The 15451-nt window shown below is 57.2% G+C and carries 17 protein-coding genes; 8 read left to right on the top strand and 9 right to left on the bottom strand.

Translation table 11 applies throughout. The features are described 5' to 3' along the window. Positions 1-123 precede the first annotated feature (123 nt). The gene (gene narX / locus AQ981_RS17395; protein WP_058913006.1) at positions 124-1923 is read left to right on the top strand and encodes a nitrate/nitrite two-component system sensor histidine kinase NarX; all 1800 of its coding nucleotides are present in this window, start codon (positions 124-126) and stop codon (positions 1921-1923) included. Then, complete coding sequence (gene narL / locus AQ981_RS17390; protein WP_058913005.1) at positions 1916-2569, top strand: two-component system response regulator NarL; 654 nt, start codon at positions 1916-1918, stop codon at positions 2567-2569. The genes narX and narL overlap by 8 nt, the downstream gene beginning before the upstream one ends. Here the strand turns inward: narL and AQ981_RS17385 are convergent. After that, positions 2516-3976, bottom strand: a complete 1461-nt coding sequence (locus AQ981_RS17385; protein WP_058913004.1) for a YchO/YchP family invasin — start codon at positions 3974-3976, stop codon at positions 2516-2518. The two genes, narL and AQ981_RS17385, sit on opposite strands and share 54 nt — an antisense overlap. Positions 3977-4126: 150 nt before the next feature. Between AQ981_RS17385 and AQ981_RS17380 the strand changes: the two genes are divergently transcribed. The 3 genes from AQ981_RS17380 to AQ981_RS17370 all read left to right on the top strand — a co-directional run bounded on the left by AQ981_RS17380 (position 4127) and on the right by AQ981_RS17370 (position 5703). Then, a complete protein-coding gene (locus AQ981_RS17380) occupies positions 4127-4675 on the top strand; it encodes a YbhB/YbcL family Raf kinase inhibitor-like protein (RefSeq protein ID WP_058913003.1) in 549 nt (182 codons plus the stop codon). A gap of 118 nt (positions 4676-4793) precedes the next feature. Then, entirely contained in the window at positions 4794-5147 is a 354-nt protein-coding gene (locus tag AQ981_RS17375; protein ID WP_058913002.1) for a DsrE/DsrF/TusD sulfur relay family protein, read from the top strand. Between the two features lie 316 nt (positions 5148-5463). Further along, positions 5464-5703 (top strand): DUF1883 domain-containing protein, encoded by a 240-nt coding sequence (locus AQ981_RS17370; protein WP_058913035.1) that lies wholly within the window; start codon positions 5464-5466, stop codon positions 5701-5703. A gap of 62 nt (positions 5704-5765) precedes the next feature. Here the strand turns inward: AQ981_RS17370 and AQ981_RS17365 are convergent, their stop codons facing one another. Both AQ981_RS17365 and AQ981_RS17360 read right to left on the bottom strand, forming a co-directional pair. Beyond that, the gene (locus tag AQ981_RS17365) at positions 5766-6461 is read right to left on the bottom strand and encodes a gamma-glutamylcyclotransferase (protein ID WP_058913001.1); all 696 of its coding nucleotides are present in this window, start codon (positions 6459-6461) and stop codon (positions 5766-5768) included. A 204-nt stretch (positions 6462-6665) separates the two neighbouring features. Continuing rightward, positions 6666-6887 carry a ChaB family protein gene (locus AQ981_RS17360; RefSeq protein WP_058913000.1) on the bottom strand — a complete coding sequence of 74 codons (222 nt, stop codon included), beginning with the start codon at positions 6885-6887 and terminating at the stop codon, positions 6666-6668. A 280-nt stretch (positions 6888-7167) separates the two neighbouring features. Here AQ981_RS17360 and chaA point away from each other — a divergent pair, with 280 nt between their 5' ends. After that, a complete protein-coding gene (chaA, locus tag AQ981_RS17355) occupies positions 7168-8271 on the top strand; it encodes a sodium-potassium/proton antiporter ChaA (protein WP_058912999.1) in 1104 nt (367 codons plus the stop codon). Positions 8272-8372: 101 nt separating this feature from the next. Here chaA and kdsA read toward each other — a convergent pair whose 3' ends face one another. From kdsA to hemA, 6 genes are read right to left on the bottom strand one after another with little or no spacing between them, the layout of a single operon-like run. Next, positions 8373-9227, bottom strand: coding sequence for a 3-deoxy-8-phosphooctulonate synthase (kdsA, locus tag AQ981_RS17350; protein ID WP_058912998.1), 855 nt, complete (start codon positions 9225-9227; stop codon positions 8373-8375). A 41-nt stretch (positions 9228-9268) separates the two neighbouring features. Next, positions 9269-10078 (bottom strand): invasion regulator SirB1, encoded by an 810-nt coding sequence (gene sirB1, locus AQ981_RS17345; RefSeq protein WP_058912997.1) that lies wholly within the window; start codon positions 10076-10078, stop codon positions 9269-9271. Then, positions 10075-10470, bottom strand: a complete 396-nt coding sequence (sirB2, locus tag AQ981_RS17340) for an invasion regulator SirB2 (protein WP_058912996.1) — start codon at positions 10468-10470, stop codon at positions 10075-10077. Before sirB2 ends, sirB1 begins: the two co-directional genes overlap by 4 nt. Before the next feature lie 19 nt (positions 10471-10489). After that, a complete protein-coding gene (gene prmC, locus AQ981_RS17335; protein WP_058912995.1) occupies positions 10490-11320 on the bottom strand; it encodes a peptide chain release factor N(5)-glutamine methyltransferase in 831 nt (276 codons plus the stop codon). After that, on the bottom strand, positions 11320-12402 hold the full coding sequence (prfA, locus tag AQ981_RS17330; protein ID WP_058912994.1) for a peptide chain release factor 1: 1083 nt from the start codon (positions 12400-12402) through the stop codon (positions 11320-11322). The genes prmC and prfA overlap by 1 nt, the downstream gene beginning before the upstream one ends. Before the next feature lie 37 nt (positions 12403-12439). Next, positions 12440-13696, bottom strand: a complete 1257-nt coding sequence (hemA, locus tag AQ981_RS17325; protein WP_058912993.1) for a glutamyl-tRNA reductase — start codon at positions 13694-13696, stop codon at positions 12440-12442. A gap of 200 nt (positions 13697-13896) precedes the next feature. Between hemA and lolB the strand changes: the two genes are divergently transcribed. Both lolB and ispE read left to right on the top strand, forming a co-directional pair. Continuing rightward, positions 13897-14520 carry a lipoprotein insertase outer membrane protein LolB gene (gene lolB, locus AQ981_RS17320; protein WP_058913034.1) on the top strand — a complete coding sequence of 208 codons (624 nt, stop codon included), beginning with the start codon at positions 13897-13899 and terminating at the stop codon, positions 14518-14520. Next, a complete protein-coding gene (ispE, locus tag AQ981_RS17315) occupies positions 14520-15389 on the top strand; it encodes a 4-(cytidine 5'-diphospho)-2-C-methyl-D-erythritol kinase (RefSeq protein ID WP_058912992.1) in 870 nt (289 codons plus the stop codon). Before lolB ends, ispE begins: the two co-directional genes overlap by 1 nt. Positions 15390-15451 lie beyond the last annotated feature (62 nt).

Raw genomic sequence — 15451 nt, 5'->3', positions numbered from 1 at the left:
AAATGGGCTTTGTTATACCTGGCAATTAGGGGGTAATCCTTTCTGGGTATGGGTATCCCTCTGTGGATAGCTGAAAATAACGTCAGTCCGCTATCCCCCCAGTGCACCGGAGACCGCTCACGCATGCTCAATCGCCTGTTTTCACCGCTCAGTCTGATTCACCAGATAACCCTGATCGTGCTGGTTCTGGCTGTACTGGGCGTATCCGGCCTGGGTACGGCGGGATGGCTGGGACGGGGTATTCAGGGGAGCGCCCACGCGATTAACAAAGCCGGTTCGCTACGTATGCAAAGTTACCGTCTGCTGGCGGCGGTTCCCCTGCAACCGCAGGATAGCGCGCTGATCGAAGAGATGGAGCAAACGGCATCCAGCCCGGAGCTCTCCCGGGCCGCCCACAACGACCGCCAGGTCACGCGCCTCCAGGAACTGCTGGACTACTGGCACCATGAGCTGGCGCCGGCTCTGCGCAACGCGCAACACCAGCAGCAGGTCGAGAGCAAAGTCGAACACTTCGTTGCGCGCATTGACCAGTTGGTCAGTTCCTTCGATCAGACCACCGAAATACGTATTGAGCGGGTGATCGCCCTGCAACTGGCGCTGGCGCTGGTGATGGCGCTGCTGCTGCTGTTCACCATCCACTGGCTGCGCAAACGCCTGTTGCAGCCCTGGCGGCAGCTATTGACCATGTCGACGGCCATTGGCCAGCGCGATTTTACTCACCGGGCGCAGATCCACGGCCGCGACGAGATGGCCACCCTCGGCAGCGCGCTCAATAGCATGGCCGACGAACTGGCGGCAAGTTATACGGTACTGGAGCAGCGGGTCGCGGAAAAAACCGCCGGGCTGGAGCAAAAGAACCATATGCTCTCTTTCCTCTACCAGGCCAATCGCCGCTTCCACTCCCAGGCGCCCTTTTGTCAGCGGGTAACCCCGGTACTCAGCGATTTGCAGCGCCTGACGCCGCTGCGCAACATTGAGCTGCGGGTCTACGAATGTGAAGATGAAGAAAACTACCAGGAATTCACTTATCAGCCCGATGAACGCTGCATCGCCAGCGCTTGTACGCTGTGCGCGCCGTTGTCCCGGCCGGCGCTGAGCGAAACCCAGCCGCTTAAGTGGCGCCTCACCGATAACCGCACTCAATACGGACTGGTACTGGCCCAGTTACCCTTCGGGATGGCATTAAACGAGGATCAACAGCAGTTAGTGGAAACGCTAATGGAGCAGTTGACCTCGACACTGGCGCTGGAGCATCAGTATGAGCGCCAGCAGCAGTTAATGGTGATGGAAGAGCGCGCCGCCATCGCCCGGGAACTGCACGACTCCATCGCCCAGTCGCTCTCCTGTATGAAGATGCAGATTAGCTGCCTGCAAATGCAGGGCGACGTGCTGCCGGAAGCCAGTCGTGAACTGCTGTCCCAGATGCGTAATGAGCTGAATACATCCTGGCGCCAGTTGCGCGAATTGCTGACCACTTTCCGCCTCCAGCTCAGCGAACCGGGCCTGCGCCCGGCGCTGGAGGCCTGCTGCCAGGAGTTTAGCGATAAGCTGGGCTTCCCGGTACGCTTAGACTATCAACTCCCTCCCCGACTGGTCCCTACCCACCAGGCGATTCACCTGGTGCAGATTGCCCGGGAGGCGCTGAATAACATCCTGAAACACGCCGGCGCCAGCCAGGCCGCTATTCAGGTCGTGCTTCACGGGAAACAGGTGACGCTCACCATTGAAGATAACGGCTGCGGTATTGCCGGTAACGGCGAACGCAGCAACCACTACGGGCTGATCATCATGCGCGATCGCGCCCTCAGCCTGCGCGGCGAATGCCAAATCCAGCCGCGTCATGCCGGTGGTACCGAAGTGGTGGTGAACTTTATCCCTGACACCCGAATCGTTCCGCAACAGGAGACAGCAATTAATGACTAATCAGGAAAACGCGGCGACTATTCTGCTTATTGACGATCACCCGATGCTGCGCACCGGCGTGAAACAGCTGATCAGCATGGCCCCCGGCATCACGGTTATCGGCGAGGCCGGCAACGGCGAACAGGGCGTGCTGCTTGCTGAAACCCTCGATCCGGATCTGATTCTGCTGGATTTAAATATGCCGGGAATGAATGGTCTGGAAACCCTCGACAAACTGCGCGAAAAGCCACTCTCCGGGCGGGTGGTGGTATTCAGCGTCTCCAATCACGAAGAAGATGTGGTAACGGCCCTGAAACGCGGCGCCGATGGTTATTTGCTCAAAGATATGGAGCCAGAAGATCTGCTTAAAGCGCTCCAGCAGGCCGCCGCCGGCGAAATGGTACTCAGTGAAGCGCTAACCCCGGTGCTGGCCGCCAGCCTGCGCGCCAACCGCACTACCTCAGAGCGGGACATTTCGCTGCTCACCCCGCGGGAACGGGATATTCTCAAACTGATTGCTCAGGGACTGCCAAACAAAATGATTGCCCGCCGTCTCGACATCACCGAAAGCACGGTGAAGGTACATGTCAAACATCTGTTGAAGAAGATGAAGTTAAAGTCCCGCGTCGAGGCCGCCGTCTGGGTTCACCAGGAGCGGATCTTCTGATTGCGCTGGCGGAAGCTGAAAGCGGCTGTCATCTTCCGGCCAGGTATGGAACGGTTGACTGATTTTCAGGGTTATCCAGTTACTGGTCACCTTGTTGCCGCTATTGTCTTCTACTGTCGCCGAAAGCCGCCACTCTCTGACGGCCTCCGGGCTGTCCTGCCACTGCGGAACAATCACCGTCCAGCCTTCGGCGCTGCGCGCATCCAGCGGCGGCGTCAGGCTCAGCGCCTGGGTGTCCCCCTGCCAGGCTATCTGACGAATGCCGTGCAATGAATGAATCTGTAATTTCAGCATCAGCGTTTCGCCAGGCTTTACCTCCCAGGGCGGCGTGGCGAGAAAAACGCTGAATGTTTTACGCTGCTGGTACTCGAGTACCGGCGCTCCGCTGCGCTCAACCCTGTCATAACGGCTCCCCTTCAGGGAGCGGGCCTGCGCTACTTCGCTGGCGGAAAGCTGTTTATCCATCGGTACGCCGAAACGGTAATTGAGCTTCACCCCGAGGTTATCCTGAGTCAGCCCCTTCTCCCCCTGTTTATGCTGGGCGGTAAAGGTCACCAGCGGTACCGGGGTGTAACTCACACCGACTTTAACCGCCACCGGGTCCTGATAGCCGGTACCGGTGTTGAACAGATCGACGCTGGCGCCAAAATACTGCTCAAGGCTGAGGGTGGTGTTAATGTGGCGATAAAACGGCAGCCATGCCTGCGCCGTGACGTCGTAGCCCTGGGCCATACGCCAGCGCTGGATCTGACCGCGATCGCGCCAGTCGCCCAGCGGGCGATAATAATTGGCCGAAAAGCGCAAATATTCGCCCCATGCTTCAGCGCCCAGGCCGGCGCGCTGCAGGCTGTGATCAAACTGACGATCGTAGAAGGTGTTATAGCCCATCAGCCAGTCGCCGGAAATCCAGCGCTGGCCGATACCGAGATTCCCTACGGTGCCGCTATCCTGCTGGCTGAGGCCCAGTTGGCTCCAGGTCAGCCAGCGAGTGTTATCCTGCAAAGGAACGAAAAACGCGCCACTGCTGCCGGTAAAATCACCGTCTTGATCCACCAGCAGGGAAAAATCGGCGCTGCCCCACGGCGCCAGCCAGCGCTGCGCCTCGCGGGCTACGCCGCCGGCCAGCAAATCGCGCAGCCGGGTGAAGGCAAACTGGCGCGCCTGTTCGCCGGTGTCCAGCCCGTTATCGGTCATGCTGGCTTCACCGAAAGACTTTACTACCTCGGCAATATGCTGCTCGCGGGCGTTATCCTCCGGCGCCAGCGCCAGATCGGGTAAGTTATCGCCATCATTGTCGAACGGATTTTGCGCCTGCTGAATAAATGACGACTCGCTGGCGCAGACGCTGCCGGAAATCGTCAGCAAAAACAACCACGCCAGTCGTGAAGTAAAACGAGGAAAATACATACTGTTAAGTCAGGCCAGGTAAAACCACATCACCAGAAACCAGGATATTACTGGCTTACTATACCACATCCTCACCGTTTTACCGGGCCGGGATGTGTCTCTGCCGGCATTCCCAGGCTACCCTTAGCGTACCCACTGAAAGGAGGCATTATGAAGAAACTACCGTCCGCCCTTGCTCTGGCGCTGTCCATCTTCACCGGCAGCGTGGCCGCAGAAGGCATCTTTAATCTGCAATCTCCGGACTTTTCCGATAATGCGCTACTGGCGCAGAAGTACGCCGGTAACGCCAGCAATAACCCCAACTGCACCGGTGAAAACCAGTCCCCGACGCTGGTATGGAATAATCCGCCGCAGGAGACGAAAAGTTTTGCCCTGGTCATGTATGACCCTGAAGGGGCGAAAGGTCTGGGTGTAACGCACCTGGTGGCGTATAACATCCCCGCCAGCGCTACCGGCTTTGCCGCTAACGATCTGCGCGACGGTAAAGGTTATACCGGTGGGGTCAACAGCCCAGGCAATCAGCGTTACCACGGCCCCTGCCCACCTCCGGGCAGCGGCGCTCACCACTACACCTTCACCCTGATCGCCACCGATCTGGCGCCTGACCTGCCCGCCGGGCTGAGCCGGGAAGCGCTGTTTGAAAAACTGCGCGGCCATGCGCTGGCGGCGGCGGGACTGGTTGGCCGTTTCGGCCAATAGCATTTCCCTGGCTGGCGCGTCAGCCACGCAGTACCATACAGACTACGTTTATTGTTGACGCGCGGCGACGTAACTCATTTCGCGCCGCGCGTTGCCACTGATAACAGGTAATCTCAGGATGCAGAAAATTGTTATTATCGCCAACGGCGCCGCCTACGGCAGTGAAATGTTGTTTAACAGCCTGCGTCTGGCCATCGCGATGCGCGAACAGGATGCCGGACTGGCGCTAAAACTTTTTTTAATGTCCGATGCGGTCACCGCCGGCCTGCGCGGACAAAAGCCGGCGGAAGGCTACAACATCCAGCAAATGCTGGAGATCCTTACCGCGCAGGGAGTGGTCGTGAAATTGTGTAAGACCTGCGCTGACGGACGCGGCGTTAGCCAGTTGCCGCTTATCGATGGCGTTGAAATCGGCACGCTGATTGAGCTGGCCCAGTGGACGCTGGAAGCCGATAAGGTACTGACCTTCTGAGTTTGCCCTTTTCTGCGGCCGGTTCCCGCCAGCCGCTGCCCCCCTTCCCCGGCATTTCACTATTCACTGGCAGTCAAAGATCTCGCAGAATTTAATCTCTGTCACAAAACGCCGCGCCGGAGGATTGTCGTATTCTTCGCGGCTCAGAGAGCGAATCATAACAAATGTTGATAGATTGCATTTTTATTTGATCAAGGTCAGTCATTAACACCTGCACCTTTGGTGTTATGCATAACGGGTGATTTGTGAACAACATCACTTTTTCAGGACAGGGTACGCAGGGATGTGTTTTTTAGCAAACAACGGGGTGTTTAACATGGCGCTAGTCAAAGCTAGTCTGAAACTGTTTGGCGGTGATACGGTGGTGGTTCGCTGCTCCGACAAATGTCATATTCACTTAATGAGCGAACGGGAAACCCCCGCCGAGCTTGATGTACTGAGCGTTCAGGGATGCAGCGATGCCTATCTGACCGTTCCGTGGAGCGGTACCTGGAAAGTGCTGATCGACAGCCATAACCAGTCGCTGGAGCACTCCATCAGTTACGTCCCGGCCTGAACATAATAATAAAAAAACAGACCCGCACGCCGTGCGGGTTTTGTATAACATTTGCACCCTCGCTACTGCGCTGTTCCGGGCCGGGAAAGTACATCGTTGTGATGCTGCTGCCAGGCGCGGACTTCCATCGCCAGCTCATCCATACATTCGTCGCGCATACCGAGTTTGCGCAACTCCTGCTCCAGAGCATAAAGATACTGGGCATTCGTCCCCAGCGGCCCGCTGGCGCAGGCAATCAGGGGGGCAATCACCTGTGGCCGGGTGTCAGACTCATACAGCGGATGGCGGGGGTCCATAATGAAAACCAGCGCGTTTACCGTACGCCCATCGTCAAGGGACAACTGGCACCAGGTCGGCAGATAGCAGCCAGTGATCATCTCCCGCTTCCACAGCAGCGCCAGCTCGTCTTCAAGGCTCCCTTCCGGCAGACGGTAGGCGATGCCGGTGGTGCGGCCACCCTCTTTCAGGGCCAGCATTCTCCCGGGCTGGCAGGCGGTACCGCGGCCTGCCGTCAGGCACAGACAAAATGCACGATGCCAGCCGGGTAGCGTACCCGAGCAGGACTCTTCATACTCCATAGCCGGGTTCCACATTAGCGAACCATAGCCGAAAATCCATACCGGACTGTTATCGGGCCGGCAAGCCAGCGTTGCAGCCAGTGACGCCGCCCGCTGTTCCGGACTCCACAATAACGATTCCTCAATAGTTCCGAATGACGTCTTACAATCCGCCTTCATCAAGAAATCACGCGTTAACACCCTTAACCTCCACCACTGCGGCTTCCCTGCTGTACCTCATTTCCGCCAGTCCCGGCTGTGACTGCATGAAAAAAAAGCAATCTTAAAATGACGATATGCAATTCTGCTGTGGCTGGCAAGGGGCCGCCTGGTGATTATTTCCCAAAAAACGACGCCCGACGGCGGTTCGCTCGCCCCAGGCAATAGCTTTCCCTGAAATATGCGTCACTTATGATCTTTGCGGCGAACCCAGCGTCCATCTGCGTTTTTTTGATAAACATGTTTAACCGCACTCCACGCCACACGGTGCGCGGTCTCCTCTCTATCCTTCTGGTGCTGATATTCTTCCCATGCGCTGTTAAATGCCTCTTTATAGATATCCTGGCCGTGCTCCGGCAGAACATGGCGTACACTTTCGGGTAACGCGGAACGTGAACGATACGGCATGGGCGCTCTCCTCTTTGGGGGGAAACCTTCAGCATGGGACAAGAGGAGCAAAAGGGCAAATCGCAGCAATAGTTTTAACTTTATGAATAGTTAACCATATGTTTATCATCAACTAATTCCATATTGCCGTGATTTATCACCATCTCAATAAGAATTTACACCAAAGCAGTAAAAATTCGTAAATTGTCTGCAAATAAAGTCTTTTTTCTGTTATTTTATCGCGGTTTCAACGCCTTACTATAATCATAAACAGGTATTCACCTGCTGAAATGGAGTACAAATGACAGCAACAACGCATGAGGTGGTCAAGACCCGCCATAAGGAAACATCTCTTATTTTCCCGGTGGTAGCGCTGGCAGTACTGGCTTTATTCGGTTCCAGCCAGTCACTGCCAGCGATCGTCGGTATTAATATTCTCGCGCTGGTCGCCATTCTGAGCAGCGCCTTCAGCGTGGTACGTCATGCGGACGTACTGGCGCACCGTCTGGGCGAGCCGTACGGTTCACTGATCCTCAGTCTTTCGGTGGTTATTCTGGAAGTCAGTCTGATTTCCGCACTGATGGCCACCGGCGACGCCGCGCCAACCCTGATGCGCGATACGCTTTACTCGATCATCATGATTGTTTCCGGCGGGCTGGTTGGCTTTGCGCTGCTGCTCGGCGGGCGCAAATTCGCTACTCAGTACGTTAATTTATTCGGTATTAAGCAATATCTGATGGCGCTGTTTCCGCTGGCGGTGATCGTGCTGGTGTTCCCCACCGCCCTGCCGGGGGGAAATTTCACTACGGCGCAATCGCTGCTGGTGGCGCTGATCTCTGCGGCGATGTATGGCGTGTTCCTGCTGATCCAGACCAAAACCCACCAGAGTCTGTTTGTCTATGAGCATGAAGACGACAGCGACGACGACGATCCGCACCACGGTAAGCCTTCGGCCCACAGCAGTAAATGGCATGCGGTGTGGCTTATCGTTCACCTGATTGCGGTGATTTCGGTCACTAAAATGAACGCGGGTCCTCTGGAAGGGTTGTTAAGCCACCTGAACGCGCCGGTATCGTTCACCGGTTTCCTGGTGGCGCTGCTGATTCTGTCGCCGGAAGGGCTGGGCGCCATGAAAGCGGTGCTGAATAACCAGGTGCAGCGCGCAATGAACCTGTTCTTCGGTTCGGTGCTGGCGACAATCTCCCTGACCGTACCAGCGGTAACGCTGATTGCCATTATTACCGGCAACGATTTGATGTTCGGTCTCGGCATGCCGGAGCTGGTGGTGATGCTGGCCGCGCTGGTGCTGTGCCAGATTTCATTCTCCACCGGCAGAACCAATGTGCTGAGCGGTTCCGCCCATCTGGCGCTGTTCGCCGCCTATCTGATGACTATTTTTGCCTGACGGCAGTGCGGCGTGATTCCGCCGCCGATTGCCCGTTCCACAAAAAAGCCCTGTCGCGATCCATACCGGCAGGGCTTTTTGCTGTTCAACAACGATTCTGATTAGTGGCTGGTATCCAGCGCCGGGAAACTCTTCACCAGATCGTCGATAGCCTTAATCTGGGCAAGGAACGGCTCCAGCTTAGCCAGCGGCAGCGCCGATGGACCATCGCACAACGCATGTTCCGGATCCGGATGCGCTTCAATAAACAGCCCTGCCAGACCGGTCGCCATACCGGCGCGCGCCAGCTCGGCGACCTGTGCGCGACGACCGCTGGAAGCGGCGCCAAACGGGTCGCGGCACTGCAGGGCGTGAGTCACATCGAAAATCACCGGCGCATTACCTGACACCTTCTTCATCACGCTGAAACCCAGCATGTCCACGACCAGATTGTCATAGCCGAAGTTGGTACCGCGATCGCAGAGGATCACTTTGTCGTTACCGCCCTCATGGAATTTATCGACGATATTGCCCATCTGCCCCGGGCTGATAAACTGCGGCTTCTTCACGTTAATCACCGCGCCGGTTTTGGCCATCGCTTCCACCAGATCGGTCTGGCGCGCAAGAAAGGCCGGAAGCTGAATCACATCCACCACCTCGGCCACCGGCTGCGCCTGCTGCGCTTCATGCACGTCAGTAATAATCTTCACGCCAAAAGCCTGTTTCAGCTCCTGGAAGATTTTCATCCCTTCTTCAAGACCCGGGCCGCGATAAGAGCGAATTGATGAACGGTTAGCTTTATCGAAAGAGGCTTTAAATACGTAGGGAATCCCCAGCTTATCGGTCACTTTGACGTAGTGTTCGCAGATACGCATCGCCAGCTCGCGGGACTCCAGTACATTCATACCGCCAAACAGCACGAACGGCAGATCGTTTGCCACATCGATATCGCCAATACTGACTACTTTCTGTTTCATGTTTTCGCCTTATCAGGTGTAAATCGGAATCCGTTAACGTTTTAATGCAGCGTAATTTGTTTATGGGAAATAGAGTTTATCTGCGCCCGAATCATTTCGCTGATGGGATCTTCCGGACAGTGCTCCACAAAGTAGTTCAGATCGCTGAGCGCCACGTGGTCGCAGTCCAGTTGGGCGTAAATCAGCCCGCGATCGCGAATCTCATAGGGGTCTTCCGGATTAAACTGCAATAACGCTTCGCTGGCGCGCAGCGCCAGTTCCATCTGACGCTCTTCCATCAACGACGATTTTAGCGTATCAAGCAGCTTGCGGATCACTTCCGCATTATCTGACTCATCCAGATCTTCATCATACAACTCCGTCGTTGGGCTGATATTGCCCTTCAGCCATACCTCAAGGGTATGCTCGTCGAGGGTATCGCCGTTGAACGGGTTGATAAGCCACATTTCGCCGTCCATCCAGTCGGCCCTGAGCAACAGTTGAGTGGGAAAAATCACCGGCATCAGCGGGATATCCAGCTCACCGGCGATCCACAGCAGAATCGCCCCAAGCGACACCGCGCTGCCCTGGCGATGCTTCAGCACTTTATCGAGCCACAGCGCGTCGGACAGCCGGTACACGCCGCTGGCGTCGCAGAATCCCCACTCGCCATAAAACAGCTCGAGCAATTTTTCCAGTTGCATGTCCTGATGCAGCCCATCATAAATCTCTTCACGCGCCATCTTCACCAGCTTGTTCAGCTGATCGCGGACCTCCTGAGTCGGGAAGTCGTCCCTGATGACTTGTGAAACTAACATCATGCCTTCACAGAGCGGCGCTCTGTTGAATTCGAAATCGGCTAACGACTTCATACTAACCCCAGTAACGGTATTTTTGTGGTGGCGAGTTTAATGATGATGTAAAGCACCACCAGCCCCAGCAGAAACGCCACCCAGCGCACCTGCTGACTGCGCGGGCGTCTCCCCAGCGCGATAAACCCTAAAACGATATAGATAATAACGCCAAACAGCTTCTCCGTCAGCCATGCCCCCTGGGGCGTAAACGGCCAGAAACGGGTGATAACCATCAGCGCCGCGCCGCTCAACAGCAGCAACGTGTCGTTAACGTGCGGTACAATGCGCACCCAGCGCTTTGCCGCCATCGGCGACGCACGATACTGCCACCAGTAACGTAAAACAAACAGTGTGACAGAAATCACGACTGTCAGAATATGCAGATGCTTAAACGCAAAATAAGCTGCCACAGTCAGCCGCTCCTGTCAGTTAAAGGTATTGCCCCAAAGTCAGGCGTTCATTGCCGCCATAATCGCGGCAGGTTTCAACGGCGCAATATCCTGCCGCCATAAACAGGCGACGCACCGCTTCCCCCTGTTGCCAGCCGTGCTCAAGCAGCAGCCACCCACCTGGCAACAGGTGCTCCCTTCCCTGAGTCACCAGCGCCGCAATGTCCGCCAGGCCGTTTTGCCCGGCGACCAGCGCGCTGGCCGGTTCGAAACGCACATCCCCCTGTTCCAGATGGGGATCCTGCGCATCAATATACGGAGGATTACTGACAATCATCGTAAAACGTCTGTCCGCCAGAGCGCTGAACCAGTTGCTGTGCAGCACCGAGACATTCGCGATACCAAGGCGCTGCGCGTTGCGCGCCGCCAGAGCGACGGCTTCCGGCACCACGTCCACGGCGGTCACCTGGCAATCCGCACGTTCGCTGGCCAGCGCCAGCGCCAGCGCGCCGGTGCCGGTGCCTAAATCAAGGATCGCCGCGGATTGTTGCGGCAAGCGGGCCAGCGCCTGTTCCACCAGACATTCGGTATCGGGACGCGGTATCAGAGTGGCTGGCGATACCTCCAGCGGCAATGACCAGAACTCTCTGACGCCGATAAGATAAGCCACCGGCTCACCGGCAATACGCCGTGCCAGCAACCCGTCCAGTTGCGCCAGTTGATCATCGTCGAGCACGGTTTCGCCAAACGCCAGAATAAAGGTTCGGTTTTTGCCGGTAACATGCTGCAGAATGATTTCGGCATCGCGGCGCGGACTTTCCCCGCCGCGCAGTTGCGCGATAGCCTGTTTAAGCCAGAGCTGATACTCCATCAATCCTGCCCGGCGAGCGCCGCCAACTGATCGGCCTGGTACTCCTGAACAATAGGCTCAATCAGCATGTCCAGTTTTCCTTCCATGACTTCATCCAGCCGGTACAGCGTCAGGTTAATGCGATGATCGGTAACTCGCCCCTGCGGAAAGTTATAAGTGCGGTTACGATCCGAACGATCGCCGCTGCCCAACAGATTACGCCGGGTGGAAGACTCTTCCTGCTGGCGTTTGGCGACTTCAGCGGCGTGAATACGCGCGCCGAGCACCGCCAGCGCTTTAGCTTTGTTTTTGTGCTGTGAGCGTTCGTCCTGGCACTCCACCACAATCCCGGTCGGCAGGTGGGTAATACGGATTGCCGAATCGGTGGTGTTAACGTGCTGCCCGCCGGCGCCGGAGGAACGGAAGGTATCGATGCGCAGATCCGCCGGGTTAATATCCGGCAGCTCGGCTTCCGGCAGCTCCGGCATCACCGCCACCGTACAGGCAGAGGTGTGAATACGCCCCTGGGATTCCGTAGCCGGAACCCGCTGTACCCGGTGGCCGCCGGATTCAAACTTCAGGCGGCCATAGACCCCGTCGCCGCTGATTTTGGCGATGACCTCTTTATAGCCGCCGTGTTCCCCGTCGTTGGCGCTCATGATTTCCACCCGCCAGCGGCGCGATTCAGCATAGCGGGAGTACATGCGGAATAGATCGCCGGCAAATAGGGCCGCTTCATCGCCGCCGGTGCCGGCGCGCACTTCGAGAAACGCATTACGCTCATCGTCCGGGTCCTTCGGCAGCAATAGCACCTGTAACTGCTGTTCCAGGGTTTCGCTGTGTTGTTTCGCATCGCGCAGCTCTTCCTGCGCCATATCTTTCATTTCCGGATCGTCAAGCAGGCTTTCCGCCGTGGCGATATCTTCCTGAACCTGCTGCCACTGGAGAAAACAGCCAGATACATCGCTAAGCTGGGCATATTCCCGGGAGAGCGCGCGAAAACGCTCCTGATCGGCAATCGTCGCAGCGTCCCCCAGCAGGGCCTGAACTTCTTCATGGCGCTCCCGCAGGGCTTCCAGTTTGGCAACAATAGAAGGCTTCATGGGTGGTTATTCACCTTATTCGTGACGGAGGGTTGTGCTAATCCAGCCCAAGGCTGTTACGCAAAATATGCAGGCGCTCTTCATCCCCATTACGGGCGGCCTGCTGGAGAGATTTGGTTGGAGCATGAATCAGACGGTTGGTGAGCTTGCGGGCCAGATCCTGCAGCACCGCTTCAGCATCAGCGCCCTGCTGCAGCGCCGCCAGCGCTTTTTCGCTCAGCTCGTCGCGGATCAGTTCCGCCTGGCTGCGATACTCGCGGATGGTATCACTGGCGCCCTGGGCGCGCAGCCAGGCCATAAACTCGCTGGTTTCCTGGGCGACGATGGATTCCGCCTGCACGGCCGCCGCCTGGCGCTGAGCCATATTGTGCTGAATGATGGCCTGTAAATCGTCGACGCCATACAGGTAGGCGTTGGCGAGTTTACCGACCTCCGGCTCCACATCGCGCGGCACCGCGATATCCACCAGCAGCATCGGCTGGTTACGGCGCGCTTTCAGGGCGCGCTCGACCATCCCCTTACCGATGATTGGCAGCGGGCTGGCAGTGGAACTGATAACGATATCGGCTTCCTGCAACCGGGTATCAATATCGCTCAGGCCGATAACTTCGGCGCCGACCTCATCCGCCAGACGCTGGGCGCGCTCGCGGGTGCGGTTAGCGATGATCATATGTCGTACGTGGTGTTCACGCAGATGGCGGGCCGCCAGTTCGATAGTCTCCCCGGCGCCGACCAACAGGACGGTCACCTCGGACAGCGATTCGAAAATTTGCCGCGCCAGGGTACAGGCGGCGAAAGCGACCGACACGGCGCTGGCGCCGATTTCGGTTTCAGTGCGCACCCGTTTCGCCACCGAGAAGGACTTCTGGAACATCCGCTCCAGTTCGCTGGAGCGCGAATGGCCGCGTTGAGAATCGGCAAAGGCTTTTTTCACCTGGCCGAGGATCTGCGGTTCGCCGAGAATCAACGAATCCAGCCCGCTGGCCACGCGCATCAGATGACTAACGGCATCGTTATTGTGGTGCCAGTAAATACTGTTGCGCAGTTCTTCTTCATCAAGGTGGTGATAATCGCACAGCCAGCGAATCAGTTGTTCGTGCAGATTATCCTGCTGTTCAACGCTCAGATAGAGTTCGGTACGATTACAAGTCGACAATACCACCCCCCCCTGCACCAGCGGCTGTGCCAGCAGGCTGTCCAGGGCCTGGTCAAGCGTATCCGGCGAAAACGTGACACGCTCTCGCAGCGATACCGGGGCCGTTTTGTGGTTAATGCCTAAAGCTAACAGGGTCATGTGAGCGGGAGTAGTACCGGTGTTGATATGGACTTCTGCACGCATCATACAGGATGCGGCAGGTCAATAAAAGGGAACGCCCTCTTTCAGAGTAATAGATAATTTGATGATTTATCACAAACTGCCCATAGACGCCCTTGTCACCTGACGCTAGCATTACCGCTTATTACCAGGAACTTCAAGGATTCATCTCTATTATGATGATTACGTCACGTCTTCGCCCCCTGCGTTTGTTGCCGCTGGCCGCGCTACTGCTCAGCGCCTGCGCCATCAACAAACCGCAGGGGCCGGGAAAAAGTCCCGACTCCCCGCAGTGGCAACAGCGCCAGCAACAGATCGCCGCCATCACTCAGTACCAGACTCGCGGCTCCTTCGCCTTTCTGTCGGACCGCCAGAAAGTCTACGCCCGCTTCTTCTGGCAGCAGACCGGCCCGGACCGCTATCGTCTGTTGCTGACCAACCCGCTGGGCAGCACCGAAATGGAACTCAACGCCCAGCCAGGCGTGGTGCAACTGGTGGATAACAAAGGCAAGCGCTACGTCGCCCAGGATGCCGAAGAGATGATCGCCCGCCTGACCGGGATGCCGATTCCGATTAACAGCCTGCGCCAGTGGATGCTCGGCCTACCCGGCGACGCCAGCGACTACCAGCTCGATGACCAGTATCGCCTGCGCGAACTGAGCTACCAGCAGGACGGCAAGACCTGGAAAGTGGTGTATAGCGATTATGACAGTAGTACCCAGCCGCCGCTGCCTGCCAACATGGAGCTGCGCGAAGGCGATCTGCGTATTAAGCTAAAAATGAATAGCTGGACGGTGAATTGATGGTAACCCTGTGGCCCTCCCCGGCGAAACTGAATCTGTTTTTGTACATTACCGGCCGGCGGCCCGACGGATATCACCATCTCCAGACGCTGTTCCAGTTCCTGGACTATGGCGACACGATTGCCATCACGCTGCGCGACGACGGCAAATTGCGTCTCATCACCCCGGTTCCCGGCGTGGCGGATGACGATAATCTGATCGTGCGCGCCGCCCGGTTGTTGAGGGATGCCGCCCGCCAGGCTGGTACCCTGGCGGACGGCGCTGGCGCCGACCTCGGGGTCGATAAAAAGCTGCCAATGGGCGGCGGGCTGGGCGGCGGTTCCTCAAACGCCGCCACCGTGCTGGTGGCGTTGAATCACCTGTGGCGTACCGGCTTTTCCCTTGATGAGCTGGCGGCGCTCGGGCTACGGCTGGGCGCCGATGTGCCGGTGTTCGTCCACGGTCACGCCGCGTTTGCCGAAGGCGTCGGCGAGCGGCTCACTCCGGTTTCACCGCCGGAAAAATGGTACCTGGTCGCGCATCCCGGAATCAGCATTCCGACACCGGTGATTTTTAAAGATCCCGACCTGCCGCGCAACTCACCGGTCAGGTCAATCGAAACGTTATTAAAATGTGAATTTAATAACGATTGTGAGGTTATCGCGAGAAAACGTTTTCGTGAGGTTGATGCACTGCTTTCCTGGCTGTTAGAATACGCGCCGTCGCGCCTGACTGGCACAGGGGCCTGTGTGTTTGCTGAATTTGACACCGAGTCCGCTGCCCGGCAGGTGCTGGAACAAGCCCCGGAGTGGCTACAGGGTTTTGTGGCGTGCGGCGTCAACATTTCTCCGCTACACCGAGCCATTTCAGGGGCAAACGAGCGTTGGTGACAGCGTCACCTCGTTTCAGACGTTGCATCGCGCTCTTTAAATACACCGCCTGGTCGGTGCTC

It is taken from the genome of Entomohabitans teleogrylli (assembly GCF_001484765.1).
In the GTDB taxonomy this organism is placed as follows: Bacteria; Pseudomonadota; Gammaproteobacteria; order Enterobacterales; family Enterobacteriaceae; genus Entomohabitans; species Entomohabitans teleogrylli.
Note: the sequence above shows the minus strand (reverse complement) of the source record. Positions and strands in the feature narration are given on the sequence as shown.